Source organism: Flavobacterium sp. GP15 (assembly GCF_014281985.1).
GTDB lineage: Bacteria > Bacteroidota > Bacteroidia > Flavobacteriales > Flavobacteriaceae > Flavobacterium > Flavobacterium pygoscelis.
This window is the reverse complement of sequence record NZ_JACFTC010000004.1, coordinates 339,214-364,020: the sequence shown is the minus strand read 5'-3', so window position 1 is coordinate 364,020 and position 24,807 is coordinate 339,214. Positions and strand designations below refer to the sequence as shown.

The following is a 24,807-nucleotide window of genomic DNA, read 5'->3' as shown; positions in this document are numbered from 1 at the left end:
TAACGTCTTGGCGCTTGGCGAGGTTGGGGAGTAAAGATGCGAGATTTTTCCATTAAACACAAATTTTTCAAGTACAAAACCATCTTTAAATTATGCCTAAAACCCCAATCTCGCCAAACGGCTGTTATGTGAGGTTCCTTATAGTCTGTTTTTCAAATCCATTATTCCGTGAAGAATTCTTTCGACTTCTATTTCACTCTTTGATATAATTGAGTAGAAAATAATGTGTTCGCCTGATTTAAACCCCAATATTCCTTTAGTTATTATATCATAATTTCTCCCAAGCTCTGGATTATTTGCCAAATCGTCACAAGTTGCTAAAAGCAAATTATAATACTTTTCAGCTTGCATTTCAGACCAAGTTTCAATTGTATAATCCCAAATATCAGATAAATCATTAACTGCTTTATTAGTTAAATAATATTTAGCCATTTTAACTTTTTCTTGCTTTTAAAACCTCAAGATAATTTTTAGCATCAAAATTTACTGCACGACCACTTTCAATCCCATCATTAATTGCTTTTCTTAAAGCAATTATCTTATTTTCTTCATCTTCCAAAAGACGAAGCCCTGCTCTGACAACTTCACTTGCGTTATTGAATCTTCCATCATTAACACTATGTTCAATAAAACTTTCGAAATGATTACCAAGCGATATAGAAGTATTTCGTCCCATAATTAAATTTTTTAGCTAAGTTACCAAAAAATGGTAACTTTCCAAATTTCCGCGATTTTTTTTTGGAATCTCACATAACTTACATATATGTATGACAAAATCATACTCATACAACCCATTAGTGGTGGATTTGTATGATAACTGTTATACTTTATTAACAACGAATATATAATTATTTTTTTACAAATCGTCAAACGGGCTTTTTATTTGTTGTAAACTTTTTGTACTCACATGAGTATATATTTCAGTTGTTCTGCTGCTATTATGTCCTAATAATTCCTGAATATATCTTAGGTCTGTTCCGCTTTCTAATAAATGGGTAGCATAACTGTGACGTAACCAATGTAGTGTTACTGGTTTTTTTATTTTTGCTTTTTCTAATGCTTGCTTCAATACACTTTGTAAGCTTTGTTCAGAATAAATTGTGCCTAACTCAATTCCCTCAAAGAGATATTTCACCGGTTTGTGTACTTTGTAATACTCCCTTAGGAGTTCTAATATCTTTAGTGATAAAGGCGTTATTCTATCTTTTTTTCCTTTTGCTTGCCTAATATTTACTATGTATCTTTTAGAGTCGATATCAATAAGTTTTAAATTTAATAATTCGCTTCTTCTTAATCCACAACTGTATATTATTGATAGCATAGCTTTGTGTTTTAAATTGCTATGTGCATCTAAAATTGATTTTATTTCTTGTTTGCTTAATACATTAGGTAGAATTTTTTCTCTTTTTGGACGATGTATTTTTTCTACATCAATTTTTGTTTCTTGTACTGTTCTAAAATATAATTTTATAGCATTTACAATCTGATTTTGATAAGAAGCAGATAATTTTTTCTTTAACAAATATTCATTGTTGTAGATGATAATGTCATCATTGGTAATATCTTTTATGCTTTTTTCTCTATAAAATACTAAAAATGATTTTAGAGCTTCGGTATAAGTTTTTATTGTGTTTGGACTGTATCTTTTGGAGGATAGCCACTGATTGAATTTATGCATTTGTTCGATTCCTTCAACAGATGGAATCGTATTTTCATATTGGATGATCTTGAAATGATCTCTGTTTTCATAAGTGTCTGGAAGATGCCAAACACTTTTTCTTGTACTCCACCTGGCGTCTTCGAATTCTTTGATTCGATTAATTAAAGCACTATTTTTTTCAAATAGTACTGCAATTCTATTTTCTTCTCTATGCTTTATCAATTTTGCTGTCCAGATCATAATAATTTGGTTTTGTAGCTTAAAGATAATTATATTTTTTTTAATCTCAATTTTTAAGACGCTCTATTTGTTCGTGTTACGAGTTTTGCGTAAGGGATAGCAGCGATATCCTTTTATGGAGCTTTGCGTAATAAAAGATTTAGCGTAAAGCCCGACCCCAACTCTATTTCCCCAGAGTAGGGAAATAGAGTTGGGGATACGCCCTAAAGCTTTTTATTAAAAATATTGGATTTAATAAGTGTAAATGAATTTTATAAAATGGTAGTAACTAATTTATTATACATTATAATGTTAACAGTCAGCCATATTTACGGCAATTGCCAATCCACCCTCAGAAGTTTCTTTGTATTTATTGTTCATGTCCTTTGCTGTTTGCCACATCGTATCTACGACTTTGTCTAGCGGTACTTTAGCATTTTTAGGGTCAGTTTCTAGCGCTAATTCGGCAGCATTTATGGCTTTTATTGCGCCCATAGTGTTGCGTTCTATACAAGGAATTTGCACTAATCCGCCAATTGGATCGCAGGTAAGACCTAAATGGTGTTCCATGGCAATTTCTGCAGCCATTAGTACTTGTTCTGGAGTTCCGCCCATTAATTCACATAAAGAAGCAGCTGCCATTGCAGAGGAAACGCCTATTTCTGCTTGACATCCGCCCATTGCTGCGGAGATGGTAGAGCCTTTTTTGAAAATGCTACCTATTTCTCCCGCAACCATCAGGAATTGTTTGATCTCTTTAGGTCCAGCTTGATGATTCTCTATGACTAAATAGTACATCAAAACGGCAGGAATAACACCTGCGCTTCCGTTGGTAGGTGCTGTAACAACACGACCTAAAGCTGCATTTACTTCATTGACTGCAAGTGCAAAACAAGAAACCCATTTTAGTATTTGTCGAAATTTAACTTCGGTTTTTCTAATTTCTTCAAGCCAAGTTTGTGGTGAATCGTAATTGGCTAAACCAATAAGATTTTGATGCATGTCGAAAGCGCGGCGGCGAACATTTAGTCCTCCTGGAAGAATTCCTTCTGAATGACAACCAATGTACATACACTCTAACATGGTGTTCCAAATCCGAATTAACTCATGATCAATTTCGGCTTCGGTGCGCATTGACTTTTCGTTTTCAAAAACAATTTCAGAAATGGATTTATTTTCTTTTTTACAGTATTCTAATAATTCTGCTGCCTTGTCAATCGGATAAGGAAAAGCACATTTTATTTTGGTTTTTGTTTTGGCATTATCTCGCTCTTCTTTGATAACAAATCCGCCACCTATAGAATAAAAAGTTGATACATAGGAGGTTTTATCGTTCCTGTATGCTGTAAATGTTAAACCATTAGCATGATAGGTGAGGAAGTTTTTATTGAAAACTATATCTTGAGTAGGATGAAAAGGAATGATTTTTTCGTTTCCTAAATTAATTTCATTTTTAGATTTAATAGATTTTATTATCGAATCAATATTCTCAATAGGAATGTATTCTGGATCTTGACCACTAAGTCCTAGCATCACCGCCAAGTCTGTTGCGTGTCCTTTTCCTGTTAAAGAAAGTGACCCATACAAATCTATTTGTATTCTGTCTATGTCTAGTATTAAATTTTCATTTCTCAATTCGCCTAGAAAGCGCTCTGCGGCTCTCCATGGGCCAAGTGTATGAGAACTCGAAGGTCCTACACCAATTTTTAGCATGTCAAAAACTGAGATACATTCTTCCATTTTTAAAGTACATTTTGTTATCCGCAAATATAGTAGAATGTTATTAGGATACGAATGATATCGCCAAGATTATTATTTATTTAATACTCGGAAGGCACAATTTTATAGTTTTAGATTATAAAAAATGTTTGATAAATGGTAGAAATACCTCTAAGTAATTTAGTATTATTCGATTAAATATGTTGTACAAGAATGGGTAAAATGCTATTTTTGAAGCATAACTAACCAAATGAATAATGAAAAAAATATTTTTCTCTTTTTGTATAGTCTTGACTTTGGCTTTGAGTGCTACTGCACAAGTACAAAGTCCTGCAGAATTTTTGCCTACTTATGGCAAGCAAATAACGCATTACCATCAAGTAGAAAATTATTTTAAGCAGCTTACTGAAAAATCTACTTTTATAAAACAGCAGAAATACGGAATTACACCAGAACAAAGAGATTTAAATGTTTTCTTTATTTCTACTCCTGAAAATTTAGCGAATTTAGAGCAAATTAGAAACAATAACTTGGCCGCTATTGGTTTATCTAAAGAGGGAAACCAAACCATAGGCGATAAGGTGATCGTTTGGTTGAGTTTTAACGTACACGGAAATGAATTTGCAGGAACCGAAAGTGCTATGACAGTTGCCTACGAATTAGTCAATCCCTCGAATACCGAAACTAAAAAGTGGTTAGAAAATACAATCGTAATTTTAGACCCTTGTATTAATCCAGATGGCTACTCTAGATACGGAAACTGGTTAAGAGAAATATCAGGAAAAAAAACACATCCAGAAGCTACTGATAGAGAACACATGGAGGTTTGGCCTGGAGGAAGATACAATCACTATATTTTTGATTTAAATAGAGATTGGGCATGGCAAACACAACCAGAAAGTAAGCAGCGTATTGCAATGTATAACCAATGGATGCCGCAAGTTCATACGGATGTTCACGAACAAGGATATGATTCTCCATACTTTTTTCCGCCATCTGCAGAGCCAATACATAACTATATTGAAAAATACCAAAGAGATTTTCATGCTATTTTAGGCGCCAATATTTCCAAAAAATTTGATGCTCAAAATTGGTTATACAACACGAGTGAACGTTTTGATTTGTTTTATCCTAGTTATGGTGACACTTATCCTGCCTATAATGGAGCAGTAGGAATGACAATGGAGCAAGGAGGAATTGGAGCTGGAAGAGCCGTAATGATGAATAATGGAAATATAGTTACCATTCAGGATCGTATTCTACATCATGCCACTGCAGTTCTTACGGTTGTAGAATCTGCCGCTAGCCAAGCCGATGTTTTGCTAAAAGGTTTTAGAGGTTTTATGAACAATTCTAGAAAAACGGTTAAGGGAAATTATAAAATGTATGTAATGAAAAACAATCCCAAGTTGATTCAGCTTGCGGATTTGTTGAAAAAAAATAATATCGAATATAGTTATGCTGATGCAAGTGTAAAAACTTCGGGTTATAATTACAGCACCAAAACAGATAAAGGTTTTGCCATAGAACCCAATGATCTAATTGTAAAAGTAGATCAGCAAAAAGCAGTTTTTACGCAAGTTCTTTTTGAGCCTAATCAAAAATTAAATGATAGTTTGTCTTATGATATTACTGCTTGGGCACTTCCTTTAGCATACGGAGTTGAGGGTTATGCACTAAAAAACAGTATTGCTATTAAAACGAAAGCTACGATTGAAGTGGTTGAAAAAAGTGTTCCTGAAAAAGTCTATGCTTTTCATATTCCGTGGAATAATAGAATATCAGCTCAGGTTTTATCCCTATTACATCAAAATAATATCAAAGTGAGAGCTGCGATGAAGAAAGCTGTTTTTGGCGATATTACCATAGAACCAGGTGGGTTATTAGTTACCAAAGGAGATAATCCTAAAATTGCAGATTTCGAAAAAACAATTACAGATCTCATTAAGATTAAAACAGATTATAATTACATTTCTACAGGATTTTCATCAAACGCTAAAGATGTTGGAGGAGAAAACTTTACTTTGTTAACGGCACCAAAAATTGTTTTATTATCAGGAAAAGGAGTGAGTTCGACTGAATTTGGTGCTGCTTGGTTTTATTTGCAAGAAACCGTTGATTATCCTGTAAGCGTTGTCGAAGTAAATAATTTTAACAGAATAAAACTTTTTGATTACAACACTTTGATTTTAGCTGATGGAGATTATAATTTTTCTGAAGAACAACAAAAGAAATTATCAGAATGGATTAAAAGTGGTGGAAAAGTAATTGCAATGAATGGTGCTTTGAGTCTTTTTGATGGAAAAGAAGGATATGCATTAAGTCCATTTGCATCTGAAGAGGATAAATTAAATTCTGAAAAAGAAGAAGAGGATGCAGTTCTAAAAGAACGCTTTTTAGATTACCAAGACACAGAAAGAAGAGATATTTCTAAATCGATTCCTGGAGCAATCATCGAAAATACACTTAATAAAACTCATCCACTATCTTTTGGATTAGGAGATAAATACTATAGTTTAAAAACAGATGATAGAACGTATTCTTTATTAAAAGATGCCATTAATGTGGCTTATATTCCTAAAGATTATAAAAGTTATGGTTTTATAGGTAATGGAATGAAAAAGAAACTGACTAATACCGTAAGTTTTGCTGTTGAAAGTAAAGGCGACGGTATGGTTGTTTACATGGTTGATAATCCATTGTTTAGAGGTTTTTGGGAAAACGGAAATTTATTATTTAGTAATGCTTTGTTTTTATTAAACTAAAAAATAATTATTTAATTAAAACAAAAAAGAGCCAATTAATTGGCTCTTTTTTGTTTTAAAATAACATTGTAAAACAACTATTTTTATTGATAAAACTGTCAAATAAATATCTCATAACTTAAAAATATTAAATTTTAGGAAGATTTATACCAACTTAAAAGTATTATTTTTTTGAGAAAATTTTGCTCACGATAAATAGAATTACTGCTATGATGGCAACTACTATAAAAATACCAACTCCCATTCCGGCTTTGAATATTCCTTCGACTACTGAACAACTTGAAAATGAAATTAATACTATAAAAAGCATTAATAAACGTGTTATTTGTTTTTGCATGATTATTATGTTTAGGTTATAGTGTAAAATTATACCATAGAATGCTGTAATTTGTTACACAATTTTCTGGTTTTATTATGTAATTTAGAGTTGCTAAAATTAGTATTTATTAATCTCTGTTTCGGTTTCAATAAGTTGCTCTTTATTTGTTATTTTAATTAAAATGATCCTAAAGTTGAATTTTATCATTTTTTTTAAATTCAATTAAAATTAGAAAATTATATATAGTAGAGTTTTATAATTAAAATTGAAACGTGAGATTAAGTTATAAAGAGAAAAATACAAATAGATGATTATTTCTATCTTGTTAATGATAAAATGATAAATTTGAATTTGTATATTTGCAACACCAAACAATATAAATTACTATGAGTCAAAAAGTATTACTTACTGCAAAAGAAGTTACTATCATATTACATCGTTTGGCCTGTCAATTAATTGAAAAACACTTAGATTTTTCAGATACAATTTTAGTTGGTATTCAACCCAGAGGTGTTTTCTTAGCAGAACGTTTAAAAGAAATTTTAGAAAAAGAATACCAAACTCCAGAAATTCAATTGGGTTATCTCGACATTACTTTTTTTAGAGATGATTTCCGTAGAACAGAAAAACCATTAGAGGCTAATAAAACCAAGATTAACTTTATTGTCGAAAATAAAAAAGTCATTTTTATAGATGATGTTTTATTTACAGGTAGAAGTATCAGATCGGCTTTGACAGCTATTCAGTCTTTTGGTAGACCATCAGAAATAGAGTTGTTGGTTTTGATAGACAGACGTTTTAGTCGTAATTTACCTATTCAGCCTGATTATAGAGGAAGACAAGTAGATGCTATTAATGACGAAAAAGTGAAAGTAAGTTGGAAAGAAAATGAAGGAGAAGATGGAGTGTATTTAATTACAAGTTAAATTGTATTAATACTTTAACTATTAAAAATTAATAATCGTAAATAAAAATGAAAGAATTAAGCGTAAATCATTTATTAGGAATAAAATATATCAATAAAAATGATATTGACTTAATTTTTGAAACAGCCGATCATTTTAAAGAAGTCATTAATAGACCCATAAAAAAAGTGCCTTCGTTACGAGATATTACTATTGCCAATATTTTTTTCGAAAATAGTACTAGAACAAAGCTTTCCTTTGAGCTGGCGCAAAAGCGATTATCAGCTGATGTAATTAGTTTTTCTGCAGCACAGTCTTCTGTCAAAAAAGGAGAAACATTAATTGATACTGTAAATAATATTCTTTCTATGAAAGTAGATATGGTCGTTATGCGTCATGCAAATCCTGGAGCTGCTTACTTTTTGTCTAAGAATGTCAAAGCAAGTATTGTAAATGCTGGTGATGGAGCGCATGAACATCCTACTCAAGCTTTATTAGACAGTTATTCTATTAGAGAAAAACTAGGAGAAGTAGCGGGTAAAAAAGTAGTAATTGTTGGTGATGTCTTGCATTCTAGAGTTGCATTATCTAACATATATGCTTTGCAAATGCAAGGTGCCGAAGTGAAAGTTTGCGGGCCTAAAACACTTATTCCAAGACATATTGAGTCATTAGGAGTTACGGTAGAACCTAATTTAAGAAAAGCGCTAGAATGGTGCGATGTAGCCAATATGTTGCGTGTGCAAAACGAGCGAATGGATGTGAATTATTTTCCTTCTACTAGGGAATATGCACAGCAATACGGTGTAGATAAAACTCTCTTAGATTCGCTTAACAAAGAGATTGTAATTATGCATCCCGGGCCTATTAATCGCGGTGTAGAGATTACCAGTGAAGTTGCAGATTCTCAACAATCGGTTATTTTAAATCAAGTAGAAAATGGTGTTGCTATAAGAATGGCCGTTATTTATCTTTTGGCTTCAAAAATTCAATAATTCCTTTTAAATAAATATTTATTTAACCAGACTTGCTTGTTCTAAGTCATAAATAAAAAAAAATGAAAGTAGATCAAAAAGGTCACACGATAACTATTAGAGATACTCAAGGTAATGTTAATTCATTCTTGATGACGGTTACAGAACAGTATAAGTCGTTTGAAAAAAGTAACATTATAATTGATCTTTTAATGCATAAAGAGCTATCATTGAACGATATTAAATTATTTATTCCGATTTCAAAACAGCATAAAAAATCAAAAAAATCTTTTGTAGTTGTAGCGGATGACTTTGATTACAATGCTGCTCCTAATACATTAACTATTGTTCCTTCGTTATTAGAAGCTCACGATATTATAGAAATGGATGAAATAGAAAGAGATCTTGGATTTTAAAAATAGTTGTGAATAGGAGTATAAAAAAATAGTACTACAGTTTTATACATTGTTTTTTCAGGTCTATTTTATGCTAATAAAATTTTATTACTAAATATAATTCGTATTGCCTATTTGATTCGCTTTTGATGTAATACTTAGGTATATAATATTGAAAAATAGAATAATATATAAAATAACGTTGTTGCTATTTAAGGAAACAACTGTACATATTCAATTTTTATAAATCAAATAATAATTTGAAACTAACAATTCTTGGTTGCTATGCAGCCACTCCTCGTACATTTACAAATCCTACTTCACAGATTTTAGAAATTAAAAACAGGCTTTTTTTGATTGATTGTGGTGAAGGAACTCAAGTACAATTGCGAAGAAATAAAATTAAATTTTCTAAAATAAATCATATTTTTATTTCCCATTTACATGGAGATCATTTTTTTGGTTTAATAGGTCTTATTTCAACCTTTAGCTTACTAAATAGAACAACCGATTTGCATGTACATGGTCCTAAAGGAATAAAGGAAATCATAATGTTACAATTGCGATTATCCAATTCGTGGACAAATTATGATCTGTTTTTTCATGAACTTGATTCTAAAGAAAGTGAAATAATCTTTGAAGATGATAAGGTTACGGTGAAAACAATTCCATTAAAACATCGGGTATATACAAATGGTTTTTTATTTGAAGAAAAAATAGGGGAGAGGAAACTTAATTTGGATGCAGTACAAAATTATGAAATTGATTCTTGTTATTATCAAAAAATTAAGAACGGTAAGGATATCACTTTAGAAGACGGAAGAATTATTGAAAATGAACACTTAAGTTTTGATCCTATTCCTGCAAAAAGCTATGCTTTTTGTTCTGACACAGCGTATCATGAAGCTGTTATTTCTATTATTAAAAATGCAGATGTTTTGTATCACGAGGCGACTTTCCTAGATTCTGAAGAAAATCTAGCTAGCAAAACACTACATTGCACGGCTAAACAAGCAGCAACAATTGCTTTAAAATCTAATGTAAAACAATTGATTTTAGGACATTATTCTACGCGATATGAAAATATAGAAATGTTTAAAGAAGAAGCAATTACAATTTTTCCAGAAATTCTTTTGGCAGATGATGGTAAAAGTTTTGAATTTTAGTACATAAAGTTTTTTGCATTATTCAATTGCTAGCTATTTTAAACCTCATTTTTTATAAAAATACATTTTAAAAAAATAAAAACATGAATGACTTAAGTAATTACAGAAAATCTTACGATAAAAGTGAATTATTAGAATCTTCTATTCCTGAAGATCCTATTAACTTGTTTAACAGGTGGTTTCATGAAGTAGAAGATTTTGGTGGAGACAGTGAAGTAAATGCTATGACGGTTTCGACGATAGGTTTGGATGGTTTTCCTAAATCAAGGGTTGTCCTACTTAAAAAGTTTAGTGAAGAAGGTTTTATTTTTTATACCAATTACAATTCAGAAAAAGGAAAGGCTATTGCTGCAAACCCACATGTTTGTCTTTCTTTTTTTTGGCACACACTAGAGCGTCAGGTAATTATAAAAGGAATAGCAAATAAAATTCCTGCGATTACATCGGATCATTATTTTGAGAGCAGACCTAACGGAAGTAAGCTAGGAGCAATTGTTTCAAATCAGAGTGAAGTTATTCCTTCTCGCGAGTATCTAGAAGAAAATTTAAAACAATTAGAAGGAGAATATGAAGGAATTGTGATTCCAAGACCAGAATATTGGGGAGGCTTTTTAGTTACCGCTATTGAGGTAGAATTTTGGCAAGGCAGACCTAATCGTCTGCATGACAGGATACGTTACTCCAGTCAGGATGATTTCTCATGGAAAATTGAGAGACTGTCTTCTTAATGTAGGAAAAAGAACATTTAAAAATTATTATGATGTAGTTCGTCGATTATTTTTGGCAGTTTAACGATAAAATGATTAGTTTTGATCAAGAAATTAACATTTTATTTACTTATTGAAGTTGTTTGCCCCACAATCTACTTTAATCTTAAACTACTAAAATTATGAAACTAAATTTACTTTATGTATTATTGCTAGGTGCAGTAATGTGTAGTTCTATTTCATGTTCATCAGATGATTCAGAAACTCAAATTGCTGATGCATCGGTAGAGAAAGTAATTAATTATTCTTATAACTCATTTGAGTTAGAAACGATGAATCTAATTAATGATCATAGAGCTAGTTTAGGATTAAAACGTTTAGAGCGAATTAACCATATGTCATACAAATCAGAAGAGCATGATAATTATATGATTACTAACAATGTTGTTAATCACAATGATTTTGTAGCTCGTTCAGAAAATATAATGAAAACCTTAGGAGCAAAATCAGTAGGTGAAAATATTGCTTATAATTATAGTACTCCAAAAGCAGTATTAGACGCTTGGTTAGCAAGTCCTGGGCATAGAGAAAATATTGAAGGCAATTTTACCCATTTTGGAATTGCAATTAAAGAAAATCCTGCCAATGGTAGAAAATATTATACTAATATATTTGCAAAAATTTAAGTTGAGTTTTTTTTATATTAAAAGGGCTGTCTTCTCCCCAAAAGACAGCCTTTTTTTTTGATTAAAATCTAAAATAATTATATCATAAGGCAGTTATTATAAACTCACTTCTTCGGTTCATTTGATGCTCTTCTTCGCTACAAATAACATTGTCAGAACAATTGTTTACTAGTTGTGATTCGCCATATCCTTTGCCGGTAAGTCGGTTGGAATTAATTCCATTTTGTATCAACCAAGCAATAGTTGCACTAGCTCTTCTGTTAGACAAAGCCATATTATAAACAGCAGTTTGTCGACTATCGGTGTGCGAACGGATGTTTAATTTTAAGGTTGGATTTTGTTTTAAAACATCTAATATTTTTTCTAACTCAAATGCTGCTTCCTGCCTAATACTTGATTTATCTAAATCAAAGTATATCATTTTTATATTAAAACATTTACCTAAATCATCTCCTACAGTTACAATACATTTATCATTTTCTAATGCAATTGGTAAATGTGTTTTTCCGTTTGCTGTACTTATTGCTATTTTTTCTTCTTTAGTTTTATAATTACTTTTCTCTGCTCTAACATAATATGTTTTGCCACATTGAACATTAAAAGAATAATTTCCTTTATCATCAGATTGGGTAGAACTAACTATATTAAATTTGTTATCAAAGAGCGTTATCTTAGTTGCAGCAAGTATACTTGAAGTCTTTGTATCGGTGATTTCACCATATAAAAGTTGCTGACAAGAAAGTCTTTTTAATTCTAAAAACTTATAAATATCATCATAACCTTTTCCGCCTTCTTTGTTTGATGAAAAGAAACCTCGTCTTGATTTTGTATCAATTAGATAGGCAAAATCATCTTTTGAGGAGTTTATATCCGAACCCAAATTTTGCACTTCTCCAAAAGAACCATCGCTTGCTATTGTGCTTACAAAAACATCTAAACCACCTAAACCGGGATGACCGTCTGATGCAAAATAAATCTCATTTTCGTCACTTACGTAAGGGAACGATTCTTTTCCTTCGGTATTTATAGTTGTACCTAAATTTATAGGTATGCCGTAAGTCCCATTGCTTTTTATTTCTACTTTAAATAAATCAGATTGGCCTATACTTCCGGGCATATCTGAGGCAAAATACAGTGTCTTACCATCTGGACTTAAAGCAGGATGTGCTGTGCTATAATTATCGCTGTTAAAAGGAAGATCGATTACATCAGTCCATTTTTGGTTTTTTAAGGTTGCTTTATATATTTTTACTAAAGTAATTTTGTTACCATCTTTTCCTTTTTTTCCATCTAAAAAGTTATTTCTAGTAAAGTACATACTTTGACCATCATTGGTAAATACGGGAGTAGATTCGTTAAATCTTGAGTTTATTCTAGAATCAAATTTTTTAGGTTTATTGGGAGTCATGTCTTCTCCTAAAGTGGCCGAATATAAATTTGTAAAGTGTTGATTAGTCCATTTGTGTTTTCTCTGACCTAAACTCCCGGTATCTCTAGCTGAGGTGAATACGATTTCATTATTATATATTGCAGTACCGTAATCAGAATATTCAGAGTTTATTCCGGCATCTTCAATTTTATATCTTCCAGAATTGGCCTTTATCTCCTCTAGATAGTTTCTGTCTTTGGCAAATAGTTTTCCACGACTATCATTTCCAGATTTTTTATCGAATAATTTTAATAATTCATTGGCTTTTTCATCTTGACCAATAGATTTCAAAGAATTAGCATATCTGTAGTAATATTCTGGTTCTAAATCGGTACTGTTCATCTCAAATAATTCAGCATACCACTTTGCAGCTTTTTCAAAATCAGAATTAAAGTAATAAGAATTGGCTAAATTCTTAAACATTTCTGTCGATTTATATCCTTTTTCCGCAACCCTTTCGTAGGTTTTTATAGCATCTATATAGGCAAACTTATCGTATTTTTTGTCTGCAGCTATCAATTTTGCTTTTTGAGAATATACATTAAATGTCAAAGCATTCAATATAATTATATAGAGGAATATATTGTTTTTCATACTGATCTTTTTTAAAAGAAACGAGGAGTTGTAATTTTGTCATTGTTTTTGAATATTTCATAGCGCAAGAATATTTCATGCGAACCAGAATTATAGTTGTTCAATTTTGTAGTTTCATGATCATAACCATATCCGATGTACATCCCATCAGAAACCTGAAAACCTACAATAGCACTAAGTGCAGCACTCCATCTGTAAGCAACACCTACTGTGAATTTCTCAACAAACATAAAATTGGCTGAAATATCTACTTGTAGTGGTGAGCCAATAACTAGTTTGGAAAAAATAGCGGGTTTAAATTTTATGTCACTCGTCAGATCTGCAACATATCCTGCCATTAGATAATAATTTATCTTTTCTTTAAAAATGGCAACTGTATTATCATCATATCGATTGGACTCTATGAAATTTGGAATAGAAAAACCAATATAGGCTTTATCAGAATGTAAATAAATACCAGCACCTATGTTTGGAGAAAATTCATTATTGATATTTTGTATTGAAGGATCTAAAGGATAATCACTAACAGGATTTAGTTTTGATGTGTCTAGATTAAAAATATTAGCCGATGCTTTTATACCAAACGAAAGTTTGTAGGATTCGGATGTCGGAATCGTATAGGAAATATCGGCAGAGATAGTGTTTTCCTTTGTAGGACCTATTTTATCATTAACTACAGAGAAGCCTATACCAAGATTATTTCCGTTTAAAGGGGTGTTAATAGAAGCTACATTCGTAACTGGAGCGCCATCTAATCCTACCCATTGGGTTCGATGCATAGCAAAAATACTCATTGCGCCTCTAGATCCTGCATAAGCTGGATTTACATTTATAGTGTTATACATATATTGTGTGTACTGCGCATCTTGCTGCGCATGACTCACAAAAAATGTAAAGATCAAAATGACTGAAAATATTTTTGTTCTCATAGTAAATTTATTATTATTAATATATTGAACTGTTTTTTGATAAGCGTGCGAAATACTATTTGTATAAACTTAATTTTTAACGATGTTGATTTTTATAAACTAGGAGTTAATCCTGAGTCATTTAGAGAGACTCAGGATTAAAATCATAGTTTGAATCTATTTCGTGAGATATAAAAAACCTTCTTTTTTATTGTTTTGAATAGTACCATTCCCATCTATAGAAGTATAGTTTAGAATATAGAAATAGGTTCCACTTGGTAAACCAGTAGATTCACTAACTGTAGTTCTTCCTTGCGATATACCATCAAAATTATTAGTTTGATTATTGTAATTTTTAGTTCTAAAAATTAAAACACCCCAACGATTATAAATCTCAACTGTATTTTCTGGATAACAATTGGTTTCACTAATATCATCGATTGTAAAAACATCATTAATACCATCGCCATTTGGAGAAAAAGCATTGTGTACTACTATAGATCTGCAACCTAATACAAATGCTTTATCAATTTCAACGGTGTCAGAGGCTTTTATTTCAGCATTTGTAGGTGTTAATCCTTTTGCATTAGCGATATTAATAACAGAATTATTGTCAAGATCATTTTTAGTTATGGTATAGCTTTCATTAAATTCTTGTTCTGTACCTGGCGCCAAAACAGAAATAATTGTATTTAATCCTGTTAATGGATCGGTTACTACAATTTGATGAAGTGTTACATTTCCTGAATTCCTAACTATAATTTTATAATTGATTATTTCTCCAACTAAACTATAGCCTGTGACAGCTGCTGTTTTATAAACCACGAGATTAGCACTTTGATTTAACGTTGTTATTGTGCAATCTTTACAATCTGTTTTTGATACGCAATTCATACATTGTGTAGGATCTGTAGAAGTAGCAGTTACTTTATCATTGTAAGGTGTTGTGCCAGTAACAGTAGCCAAATTGTATACTAAACCACTATCTATATCAGCTTGGGTAATTGAATAAGTAGCTGAAAAAGAAGTAGCATTAGACTCGCCAATTTGTAATGTAATAGGACTACCTGTTATTACGAGACCTTCTAAATTATCACTTATATTGACTTGAGTTAAGATAACATCACCCGTATTTATTAGCACGAAGGAGTAGACTATTTTATCTCCTAAATTGGTTATTCCATCTTTGTTAGCGTCTACATAGATGCCATCTTTTGTAATTGCAATACTTGCTTTTTGATTTAGAGGTGTTTCTGTTGCAGTATCATTATTTTGTTGCGTTCCAGAGATATCTTTCACTTCATTTCCTTTCGGATCTTTACCAATTGCAACTGCAGAATTAATTACTTTACCTGCATTAATATCAGCTTGAGTTAAAATATAAATTCCTGTTAAAGTTGCATTTTCACCAGCATTAAGAGAAGTAATACTATTGTTTTTTATTGTTAACCCCTTCATAGGATCAGTTATGACAATAGAATTTATTGTTACATTTCCAGTATTTGTTACTATAAAAGTGTAATTGATTATCTCACCTGCTTGTGCAAAACCATCGGTATTTGAATCATAGAAAATTCCTTTTTTAACAAGAGCTATTCCTGATTCCTGAATTGAATAGGAGTAATTTGCAACACAGCTATTCTTATCTTTGATTTCAACACTATAATTTCCTTTAATTAAACCAGTAAGATCTTTTGTTGTTGCACCATTTGACCATAAATAAGTATAAGGTAGTGTTCCTCCAGAAATAGTTTGAGTTATGCTGCCATTACTACATCCTACACAATTAGTATTATCAATGATTATTGCAGTTGCTGTTATTGCAGCATTCGGTTGCTGAATAATAACTTTTAATTCATCAGAGGAACAACCATTGGCGGAAGTTGCAATTACCTTATAAATACCTTGAGAAAGTCCTATCAAATCTTTAGAAGTAGAATAGGCAATATTATTTTTTGTCCATTCATAAGTATAAGGACTTTTTCCTCCTTCAGTAATAATGCTAATAGTACCATTATTTTCTCCAAAGCAATAAGCATCTGTTTGCGAAGAAATAGAAATTATAGGAAGACTGTTGTCAAGCGTAGTATTTACCGAAGCTGAAGCCGAACACCCATTACTATTTCTTACCGTTACCGAAAATGTTCCCGCAGTTGCAACCGTAATAGCAGGAGTCGTTGCTCCGTTTGACCATAAATAGCTGGTTCCACCGCTTGCTGTTAAAGTCGTATTTGGAATGTTACAACTCAAAGCCAATCCGTTATCCGATGCTATAGCGGCAATAGGAAGAGCGTTATCAAGCGTAGTAGTTACCGAAGCTGTAGCCGAACATCCATTGGCATTTTTTACCGTTACCGAAAATGTTCCCGCAGTTGCAACCGTAATAGCAGGAGTTGTTGCTCCGTTCGACCATAAATAGCTGGTTCCACCGCTTGCTGTTAAAGTGGTATTTGGAGTGGTACAACTCAAAGCCAATCCGTTATCGGACGCAATAGCGGCAATAGGAAGAGTATTATCAAGTGTAGTATTTACCAAAGCAGTCGCCGAACAACCATTACTATTTTTTACCGTTACCGAAAATGTTCCTACAGTTGTAACAGTAATAGCAGGAGTTGTTGCTCCGTTTGACCATAAATAGCTGGTTCCACCGCTTGCTGTTAAAGTCGTATTTGGAGTGTTACAACTTAAAGCTAATCCGTTATCCGATGCAATAGCGGCAATAGGAAGAGCGTTATCAAGCGTAGTATTTACCGAAGCAGTCGCCGAACAACCATTGGCATTTTTTACCGTTACCGAGAATGTTCCCGCAGTTGCAACAGTAATAGCAGCAGTTGTTGCTCCGTTCGACCATAAATAGCTGGTTCCACCGCTAGCTGTTAAAGTCGTATTTGGAGTGTTACAACTCAAAGCCAGTCCGTTATCGGACGCAATAGCGGCAATAGGAAGAGTATTATCAAGCGTAGTATTTACCGAAGCAGTAGCTGAACACCCATTACTATTTTTTACCGTTACCGAAAATGTTCCGGCAGTTGCAACCGTAATAGCAGCAGTTGTTGCTCCGTTTGACCATAAATAGCTGGTTCCACCACTTGCTGTTAAAGTCGAATTTGGAGTGGTACAATTCAAAGCCAATCCGTTATCCGATGCAATAGCGGCAATAGAAAGAGTATTATCAAGTGTAGTATTTACTGAAGCAGTCGCCGAACACCCATTAGCATTTTTTACCGTTACCGAAAATGTTCCGGCAGTTGCAACTGTAATAGCAGGAGTTGTTGCTCCGCTCGACCATAAATAGCTGGTTCCACCGCTTGCTGTTAAAGTCGTATTTGGAGTCGTGCAACTCAAAGCCAATCCATTATCCGATGCAATAGCGGCAATAGGAAGAGTATTATCAAGCGTAGTATTTACCGAAGCTGTAGCCCAACACCCATTAGCATTTTTTACCGTTACCAAAAATGTTCCGGCAGTTGTAACAGTAATAGCAGCAGTTGTTGCTCCGTTCGACCATAAATAGCTGGTTCCACCGCTTGCTGTTAAAGTCGTATTTGGAGTGTTACAATTCAAAGCCAATCCATTATCCGATGCAATAGCGGCAATAGGAAGAGTGTTATCAAGCGTAGTATTTACCGAAGCAGTTGCTGAACATCCATTGGCATTTTTTACCGTTACCGAAAATGTTCCCGCAATTGCAACAGTGATAGCAGCAGTTGTTGCTCCGTTCGACCATAAATAGCTGCTTCCACCGCTTGCTGTTAAAGTCGTATTTGGAGTGTTACAACTCAAAGTCAATCCGTTATCCGATGCAATAGCGGCAATAGGAAGAGTATTATCAAGCGTAGTATTAACAGAAGCAGTCGCCGAACAACCATTACTATTTTTTACCGTTACCGAAAATGTTCCGGCAGTTGCAACAGTAATAGCAGGAGTTGTTGCTCCATTTGACCATAAATAGCTGGTTCCACCGCTTGCTGTTAAAGTCGTATTTGGAGTGTTACAACTCAAAGCCAATCCATTATCCGATGCAATAGTGGCAATAGGAAGAGTATTATCAAGCGTAGTATTTACCGAAGCAGTCGATGAACAACCATTAGCATTTTTTACCGTTACCGAAAATGTTCCCGCAGTTGTAACAATAATGGAAGCAGTTGTTGCTCCGTTTGACCATAAATAGCTGGTTCCACCACTTGCTGTTAAAGTCGTATTTGGAGTGGTACAACTCAAAGCCAATCCGTTATCTGATGCTATAGCGGCAATAGGAAGAGTATTATCAAGCGTAGTATTTACCGAAGCAGTCGATGAACAAACATTAGCATTTTTTACCGTTACCGAGAATGTTCCCGCAGTTGAAACCGTAATAGCAGGAGTTGTTGCTCCGTTCGACCATAAATAGCTGGTTCCACCGCTAGCTGTTAAAGTCGTATTTGGAGTCGTGCAACTCAAAGCCAGTCCGTTATCCGATGCAATAGCGGCAATAGGTAATGCATTTACAGAAACTACTATTGGTACTTTTGATCCTATACAGGAAGTTGTTTTTCCTTCGGCTACATAATAAGTATATTGTCCTAAAGTAGTAGTTAAGGGTGTTATACTTGTTTTTGGAGTTCCAGTAAGAGAATCAAAATAATATATAGTATAAGTTGGTGAAGTATGGCCAGCTGAAAAAGTAGCTGTCAATGGTACTGCAGGACTATTTATACAGTATTCAACATTGGTAACTTTAGGAGTGGAGTTAACTACATAACCAAACCATACTTTTTTATTAGGATCACTTGGAATTGGAGTAACTATTATACTACCTAAATTACAATACAAATTATATAAGATACTGTTAGAAAGATAATTTATATCTGGTACTACAGTATAATTTTGATTAACCTCTAAAGCTGTGCTTCCATTAATTTCGAAATATTTGCTATTTCCCGGTATTAACTTAACGGCATTTTCTTTAGTAACAACAGTTCCAACACTATTTATAGGCTCTCCTGCATCGTTTACGGTATAGTAAATAATTTCTATAGATCCTTTTCCACCGCTGACTTTAGGTACTGTAAAATTGGTTGGTGTTTCTTGATGTGCATTCGTATTACCGTTTACATCTGTATAATCCATAAATGTTTTTTCATTTGCATCATAAAGAATAGTTGTATCGGTATTCGGTGCCATTGTAACAAAATAATACATATTGTCTCCCAATTCAGAAACAGTACCTATATTCCATGTTATTTTCCATTTTACGATGTTACTATTTCCACTTGCGGGGTTGTCAGGATCATTTAAAACAAAACCGTTATTACTAAAATTTACACTTCCTTTTGATACCACAACATTTCCAGTAGTGATGGGCAAAACAGTATAGGTTGGTGTAACATTGGCAGATAAAAGTATAAACGTACTCATTGGGTCTGTTAAAACAGCATTAGTCGCAGCGTACGAAATATTTGATCTTATTTGAGAATAAATATTAGATATATTACTAGAATTTGCTGGAAAATAGCCTTTGTTTTGAGAACCCATTAAGGTACTTTCTGCAGCTCCGTTTGCTGGGACTTCAAAACCAATGGTATAAATATCTGCACCATCGCTAATAATCTTTTTAGCTTCATATATCGTTGGTATACCATGATTTCCCGCATTGAAGGTTTTATTGCCACAAGTTGTAGTAAATAAGGTGAAATTAAAATTGTTTCCATCACCAACAACATTTGTATAAATACTTGATGAAACTTTTAAATAATTATTTTCATAATCACTTCTTGAAATATTAAAATTAGATATACTGCCACATCCTACAGTAAAAGCAGGTGGTGCTATATTAGAATTATAACTATAAGTAGGGTCACCATCTGACAATAATATCACCACTTTTTTATCAGCAGTGCTTGATTCTACTAAAAGTCTGGCCGCATAAAAACCTCCTTGAATATTTGTACCACCATTGGCAACAATTGCGTCAATGGCTGTGTTTAATGAAGAAGTGTTATTGGTAAATACTTGATCGATTTGTGGGTTTCCTGTTGTACCTCCAGAAGCAGGATTTAGTGTTACAATTGCTATTCTTATATCGGTAGAACCATTTAGTAATTGGTTAACAAATGTTTTTGCTGCCTCTTTAGCACTAGTTATTTTGGTACCGTTCATACTCCCAGAATCATCAATAACTAAAATTAGATCGGTAGATTTAGGAATGTTTTTTCCTTCAACCATAAGATTAATTTTCCATTTTCCGCTTTCTACCGCTTCAGCAGTTTTTTCAATATGTACAGCACCTGGATTTGGCCATTCTAGAGAATTAGGTGATGCGAGTGATCTCAAGGCAAATGTGTCTGATTTGAGTTTTTTACTACCAATAGCTACAGGTAAAGCAAAAGGGGCTACTTGACCAATTAGTACTGGTCCACCAAGTTTGTCTGGATCTTGCTGAGCATATAAAGTACTAACAAATAAAAAAAATGTAAGTACAAAAACAGTAATTTTAGTTTTCATAGAGTTGATTTTAAACTTTTAATAGGTAATTTTTTTAGGATTGTTTGTACGCTATTTTCTTTCACAAAAGTGTACAAGCATCTGAAACCAATACAAAAGAAATTTTTAAGATTTCTTAAATACAGTGTATTAGCAATCGGTTTTACTACTTTAGAAGTAATAAAACTGTCAATAAGTTGAGAAACAAAACTGTAATTTTGAACGAGGTCCTTTATTTAAAAGACTGAGATCGGAATTGAATTATCTAAAGAGTAAATCATTTAACTAATTTCCTTCATTAGGTTTAGAAAAATATTTTTTTTTAAATACTTCCAAATCAATTTAATTTTATTGGCTAGGTTGTGTTAGGATAGTTTTTAATAAAGGAATTATTTAAATTATGCCTATTTCTTATTTTCCTAATCATAATCTTATTTCTCAGTGATTGGATAGTGAAGAATATTTGAGAAAGATTATGATTAAAAACTTTTAATGTTCTATTTGTAAGACACATTAAAGACTGAGGTTTGAAAACTAAATACTGAAACTTTCGTTTGTTTTTATTGGATTCTTTTTGTGGTTTTAAATACCTAGAGCTTCTAATTAATTCTATGTTCTCTATAGGAAAATAGCTTGAAAACCATTTTTCAAAGAAAATATATAATATGAAGTAAGTAGGAATATTATTTTTTAATTGAGTAAAAGATATATTCATAATTTTATAATTTAAGGTTTTGTACTTTTTTTTAAAATAAATTGGTTTTTTAAGAAATAGTAACTAATGATTTTTATGCAAAAACATATTAAAAAGTCATTTATAAAAATTCAATTTTGATTGCATGTTAATGACAATAAAAAAAGTAATAGTTGGTGTTGTTGTTGAATTGTTGGTGGAAAACAAGTCAAATTATTTATACAACAATAATATTTAATTAGAGTCTAATCATCTGTTTAGTAGCTAATTAATTATAAATTTATTAAAATAGATGAGTTGTTGATTTTAAAATCTACAAACAACTTAAATACTCGTTAAAAGGTTCTTTTTTTTAAGTTTTTTTATAATTTAGAAAAAAAACAGGGCTTTTTAGTTTATAAATTAAGATTTATTTATATGTTTTTAACATAATATTCTTGAATATTATATTTTATAGTCGACTATGTCTGATTTCTTGTTATCTTTAAAAATATGCATTTATAAAATTAAAAGTTAAAAGAAAATCAGTTTGTATTTATGTTTTGTAAATTGTATCTGAATATTTTAATTTTCTATTAATTGGAAATAAAATTTTATCTATATGAAAAACTTAATATTAGTTAGACATGCAAAATCAAGTTGGGAAGTTCCGATGCATGATAAAGATCGAGGTTTGACTTCTCAAGGTATAAAAGACGCTCACTTAGTTTCAAATTATATTAAGGATTTCATTCCTAAAACATATATTATTTGGAGTAGCTCAGCAAAAAGAGCTACTAATACAGCAATGATTTTTGCTCAAAATATAGCCTATCCTGTAGAAAGTATCATTTACAAAGACGACCTTTATACTTTTGACGATAATAAACTCGAGGAACTTATAAAATCATGTACAAATAGTTGCGAAAATGTTATTCTTTTTGGTCATAACGGGGCAATTACAGATTTTGTTAATAAATTTGGGGATGAATTTATAGAAAATGTTCCTACATCGGGTTTTGTATATTTGAAATTTGAAACAGATAATTGGAAAAAAATCAAAAAAGGTAAAACAAAAAAAATAATATTTCCCAAAAATCTAAGATGAATAAAGTGTTAGAATATAAATACATTGATAGAGAAAAAAGTTGGTTAGCATTTAATGCCAGAGTACTTCAAGAAGCTGGTGATACAACGGTTCCATTATTAGAAAGATTACGTTTTTTAGGAATTTTTTCTAATAATTTAGATGAGTTTTTTAGAGTTCGTTTTGCAGCAATTAGACGTTTAAGCCTTTCAGGAATTTCAGGAGAAAAGTATTTAAGAGGAATCTCGGCTCAACAATTAGTAAAAGATATTACCGAAATTGTTATTCAGCAGCAATCAGAAAGTTTACGAATTTTGAACATTATAGAAAGCGAACTAGAAACAAAAAATATATTTATTATAACAGAAGCTGACATTACTATTGAACAAGAAATTTTTCTTAAAGATTTTTTTATTCAAAAAGTAAGTCCTGAATTAGTAACGATTATTTTAAATGATTTAGCAGAATTCCCTGTTTTAAAGGATACTTCTGGCTATTTAGCTGTAAAATTGGTAATGAATCAAGATGCAGAGGTGCGTTATGCAGTCATCGAAATTCCTAAAGCAATTAATCGTTTTGTTGTTTTACCTTCTAATAATGAAAAACAATATATCATACTTTTAGACGATGTTATTAGACACAATCTAGAAAATATATTCAATATTTTTGATTATCAAAGTGTTTCGGCGCACATGATAAAAATTACTAGAGATGCTCAATTGGATATCGACAGTGATTTAAGTAAAAGTATGATCGAAAAAATATCACTAAGTGTAAAAGACAGACGAATAGGGGAGCCGGTACGTTTTATTTATGATCAATTAATCGAAGAAGATACATTACAATTTTTTCTAGAAAAGATGAAAATCGTTTCTACAGATAGTATCATACCTGGCGGAAGATATCACAATAGAAGAGATTACATGAGTTTTCCTAACCTAGGTCGATATGATTTGCTATATGAGACAAATGTTCCATTACCTATTCCAGGATTAAGTCTAGAGGGTAGCATATTAGAAAAAATTAGTGAAAAAGATTATTTGCTAAATGCACCTTATCAATCTTTTTCTTATTTAACTAAGTTTTTGCGAGAAGCAGCTTTAGATCCAAAAGTGATTTCAATTAAAATCACATTGTATCGATTGGCCAAAAATTCTCAGATTATTAGTTCTCTTATAAATGCTGCCAAAAACGGAAAAAAAGTAACGGTTCAAATAGAATTGCAAGCCAGTTTTGATGAAGCATCAAATATTTCGTATGCTGAACAAATGCAGTTGGAAGGAATTGAATTGATTTTTGGTATAAAAGGACTAAAAGTGCACAGTAAAATATGTGTAATAGAGAGAACTGAAAACGATAAAGTAAAAAGATATGGATTTGTATCGACAGGAAATTTTAATGAATCTACTGCTAAAATTTATACTGATGTTACTCTTTTTACCAGTCACCAACAAATTCTTAAAGATATTGTAAAGATATTTGATTTTTTTGATGTCAATTATAGAGTGCACCGTTACAAGCATCTAATTGTCTCACCACATTACACCAGAACGCGATTTATAAAATTAATTGATAGAGAAATTACACATGCCTTGGCGGGAAGAAAAACTCAAATTAAATTAAAAATGAATAGCTTGTCTGATTATGAAATGATTGATAAGTTATACGAAGCTAGTAAAGCTGGAGTTAAAATTCGTTTGCAAATTAGGGGAATTTGCTCTTTAATTCCAGGGATTCCCGGTATGAGTGAAAATATTGAAGCGATAAGTATTGTAGATCATTATTTAGAACATTCGAGAGTTTATATTTTTGGTAACGCGGGACAAACTGAAGTTTATATTTCATCTGCTGATTTTATGACACGAAACATAGATGGACGTGTCGAAGTAACTTGTCCTATTTATGATCAAGGTATAAAAAATGAACTTATAGACAATTTTGATATTGGTTGGAAAGGAAATGTAAAAGTACGTATGCATTCTCATAAGTTAGATAATAAATATAAAGCTCGAAATCATAATCCTATTTTTAGAGCTCAATTTGAGACTTATAGGTATTATGCCAATAAACTTAATGCTGCTACGCAAAAAGAACAAATTCTATAACTATCTGCTAAATTGTGATGATGTATTATGGTAC

Annotated in this window: 17 protein-coding genes; 9 read left to right on the top strand and 8 right to left on the bottom strand. The window is 31.9% G+C overall.

Features of this window, described 5'->3' with window-relative positions; translation table 11 throughout:
• Positions 1-138: 138 nt before the first annotated feature.
• The 4 genes from H2650_RS11120 to H2650_RS11105 all read right to left on the bottom strand — a co-directional run bounded on the left by H2650_RS11120 (position 139) and on the right by H2650_RS11105 (position 3,619).
• Positions 139-432 (bottom strand): type II toxin-antitoxin system RelE/ParE family toxin, encoded by a 294-nt coding sequence (locus H2650_RS11120; protein ID WP_188050871.1) that lies wholly within the window; start codon positions 430-432, stop codon positions 139-141.
• A 1-nt stretch (position 433) separates the two neighbouring features.
• Entirely contained in the window at positions 434-676 is a 243-nt protein-coding gene (locus H2650_RS11115; protein WP_188050870.1) for a type II toxin-antitoxin system ParD family antitoxin, read from the bottom strand.
• Between the two features lie 180 nt (positions 677-856).
• Positions 857-1,900: a site-specific integrase gene (locus H2650_RS11110; RefSeq protein ID WP_188050869.1), complete on the bottom strand. Its 1,044-nt coding sequence runs from the start codon at positions 1,898-1,900 to the stop codon at positions 857-859.
• Between the two features lie 291 nt (positions 1,901-2,191).
• Complete coding sequence (locus H2650_RS11105) at positions 2,192-3,619, bottom strand: L-serine ammonia-lyase (protein WP_188050868.1); 1,428 nt, start codon at positions 3,617-3,619, stop codon at positions 2,192-2,194.
• A gap of 236 nt (positions 3,620-3,855) precedes the next feature.
• On the opposite strand from H2650_RS11105, the gene H2650_RS11100 reads away from it, so the two are divergent.
• On the top strand, positions 3,856-6,363 hold the full coding sequence (locus tag H2650_RS11100) for a M14 family zinc carboxypeptidase (RefSeq protein ID WP_188050867.1): 2,508 nt from the start codon (positions 3,856-3,858) through the stop codon (positions 6,361-6,363).
• Positions 6,364-6,526: 163 nt separating this feature from the next.
• Here the strand turns inward: H2650_RS11100 and H2650_RS11095 are convergent, their stop codons facing one another.
• Positions 6,527-6,700: a hypothetical protein gene (locus tag H2650_RS11095; RefSeq protein ID WP_188050866.1), complete on the bottom strand. Its 174-nt coding sequence runs from the start codon at positions 6,698-6,700 to the stop codon at positions 6,527-6,529.
• Between the two features lie 368 nt (positions 6,701-7,068).
• On the opposite strand from H2650_RS11095, the gene pyrR reads away from it, so the two are divergent.
• The 6 genes from pyrR (at position 7,069) to H2650_RS11065 (ending at position 11,515) form a co-directional block, all read left to right on the top strand.
• On the top strand, positions 7,069-7,608 hold the full coding sequence (gene pyrR, locus H2650_RS11090; RefSeq protein WP_188050865.1) for a bifunctional pyr operon transcriptional regulator/uracil phosphoribosyltransferase PyrR: 540 nt from the start codon (positions 7,069-7,071) through the stop codon (positions 7,606-7,608).
• A 47-nt stretch (positions 7,609-7,655) separates the two neighbouring features.
• Entirely contained in the window at positions 7,656-8,582 is a 927-nt protein-coding gene (locus tag H2650_RS11085) for an aspartate carbamoyltransferase catalytic subunit (protein WP_188050864.1), read from the top strand.
• A gap of 62 nt (positions 8,583-8,644) precedes the next feature.
• Entirely contained in the window at positions 8,645-8,977 is a 333-nt protein-coding gene (locus H2650_RS11080; RefSeq protein ID WP_188050863.1) for a ribonuclease Z, read from the top strand.
• Positions 8,978-9,216: 239 nt separating this feature from the next.
• Positions 9,217-10,122: a ribonuclease Z gene (locus H2650_RS11075; RefSeq protein ID WP_188050862.1), complete on the top strand. Its 906-nt coding sequence runs from the start codon at positions 9,217-9,219 to the stop codon at positions 10,120-10,122.
• Between the two features lie 83 nt (positions 10,123-10,205).
• A complete protein-coding gene (gene pdxH, locus H2650_RS11070; RefSeq protein WP_188050861.1) occupies positions 10,206-10,850 on the top strand; it encodes a pyridoxamine 5'-phosphate oxidase in 645 nt (214 codons plus the stop codon).
• A gap of 161 nt (positions 10,851-11,011) precedes the next feature.
• Positions 11,012-11,515, top strand: a complete 504-nt coding sequence (locus H2650_RS11065) for a CAP domain-containing protein (protein WP_188050860.1) — start codon at positions 11,012-11,014, stop codon at positions 11,513-11,515.
• Between the two features lie 82 nt (positions 11,516-11,597).
• On the opposite strand, the gene H2650_RS11060 is transcribed toward H2650_RS11065, so the two are convergent.
• From H2650_RS11060 to H2650_RS11050, 3 genes are all read right to left on the bottom strand, one after another.
• On the bottom strand, positions 11,598-13,538 hold the full coding sequence (locus H2650_RS11060) for an OmpA family protein (RefSeq protein WP_188050859.1): 1,941 nt from the start codon (positions 13,536-13,538) through the stop codon (positions 11,598-11,600).
• Between the two features lie 11 nt (positions 13,539-13,549).
• On the bottom strand, positions 13,550-14,467 hold the full coding sequence (locus H2650_RS11055; RefSeq protein ID WP_188050858.1) for a type IX secretion system membrane protein PorP/SprF: 918 nt from the start codon (positions 14,465-14,467) through the stop codon (positions 13,550-13,552).
• A gap of 156 nt (positions 14,468-14,623) precedes the next feature.
• Positions 14,624-20,929 carry a gliding motility-associated C-terminal domain-containing protein gene (locus H2650_RS11050; protein ID WP_188050857.1) on the bottom strand — a complete coding sequence of 2,102 codons (6,306 nt, stop codon included), beginning with the start codon at positions 20,927-20,929 and terminating at the stop codon, positions 14,624-14,626.
• Between the two features lie 1,274 nt (positions 20,930-22,203).
• On the opposite strand from H2650_RS11050, the gene H2650_RS11045 reads away from it, so the two are divergent.
• Together H2650_RS11045 and ppk1 are read left to right on the top strand one after the other, a co-directional pair.
• A complete protein-coding gene (locus tag H2650_RS11045; protein WP_188050856.1) occupies positions 22,204-22,689 on the top strand; it encodes a histidine phosphatase family protein in 486 nt (161 codons plus the stop codon).
• Entirely contained in the window at positions 22,686-24,773 is a 2,088-nt protein-coding gene (ppk1, locus tag H2650_RS11040; RefSeq protein ID WP_223151098.1) for a polyphosphate kinase 1, read from the top strand. Before H2650_RS11045 ends, ppk1 begins: the two co-directional genes overlap by 4 nt.
• The last annotated feature ends 34 nt before the right edge of the window (positions 24,774-24,807 follow it).

What these genes read in the sequence shown, in the direction of transcription:
- ppk1 (WP_223151098.1), top strand. Translation starts at nt 22,686, where the DNA reads ATGAATAAAGTGTTAGAATATAAATACATTGATAGAGAAAAAAGTTGG.
- H2650_RS11085 (WP_188050864.1), top strand. Translation starts at nt 7,656, where the DNA reads ATGAAAGAATTAAGCGTAAATCATTTATTAGGAATAAAATATATCAAT.
- H2650_RS11120 (WP_188050871.1), bottom strand. Translation starts at nt 432, where the DNA reads ATGGCTAAATATTATTTAACTAATAAAGCAGTTAATGATTTATCTGAT.
- H2650_RS11060 (WP_188050859.1), bottom strand. Translation starts at nt 13,538, where the DNA reads ATGAAAAACAATATATTCCTCTATATAATTATATTGAATGCTTTGACA.
- H2650_RS11100 (WP_188050867.1), top strand. Translation starts at nt 3,856, where the DNA reads ATGAAAAAAATATTTTTCTCTTTTTGTATAGTCTTGACTTTGGCTTTG.
- H2650_RS11105 (WP_188050868.1), bottom strand. Translation starts at nt 3,619, where the DNA reads ATGGAAGAATGTATCTCAGTTTTTGACATGCTAAAAATTGGTGTAGGA.
- pdxH (WP_188050861.1), top strand. Translation starts at nt 10,206, where the DNA reads ATGAATGACTTAAGTAATTACAGAAAATCTTACGATAAAAGTGAATTA.
- H2650_RS11050 (WP_188050857.1), bottom strand. Translation starts at nt 20,929, where the DNA reads ATGAAAACTAAAATTACTGTTTTTGTACTTACATTTTTTTTATTTGTT.
- pyrR (WP_188050865.1), top strand. Translation starts at nt 7,069, where the DNA reads ATGAGTCAAAAAGTATTACTTACTGCAAAAGAAGTTACTATCATATTA.
- H2650_RS11045 (WP_188050856.1), top strand. Translation starts at nt 22,204, where the DNA reads ATGAAAAACTTAATATTAGTTAGACATGCAAAATCAAGTTGGGAAGTT.
- H2650_RS11110 (WP_188050869.1), bottom strand. Translation starts at nt 1,900, where the DNA reads ATGATCTGGACAGCAAAATTGATAAAGCATAGAGAAGAAAATAGAATT.
- H2650_RS11115 (WP_188050870.1), bottom strand. Translation starts at nt 676, where the DNA reads ATGGGACGAAATACTTCTATATCGCTTGGTAATCATTTCGAAAGTTTT.
- H2650_RS11080 (WP_188050863.1), top strand. Translation starts at nt 8,645, where the DNA reads ATGAAAGTAGATCAAAAAGGTCACACGATAACTATTAGAGATACTCAA.
- H2650_RS11095 (WP_188050866.1), bottom strand. Translation starts at nt 6,700, where the DNA reads ATGCAAAAACAAATAACACGTTTATTAATGCTTTTTATAGTATTAATT.
- H2650_RS11055 (WP_188050858.1), bottom strand. Translation starts at nt 14,467, where the DNA reads ATGAGAACAAAAATATTTTCAGTCATTTTGATCTTTACATTTTTTGTG.
- H2650_RS11065 (WP_188050860.1), top strand. Translation starts at nt 11,012, where the DNA reads ATGAAACTAAATTTACTTTATGTATTATTGCTAGGTGCAGTAATGTGT.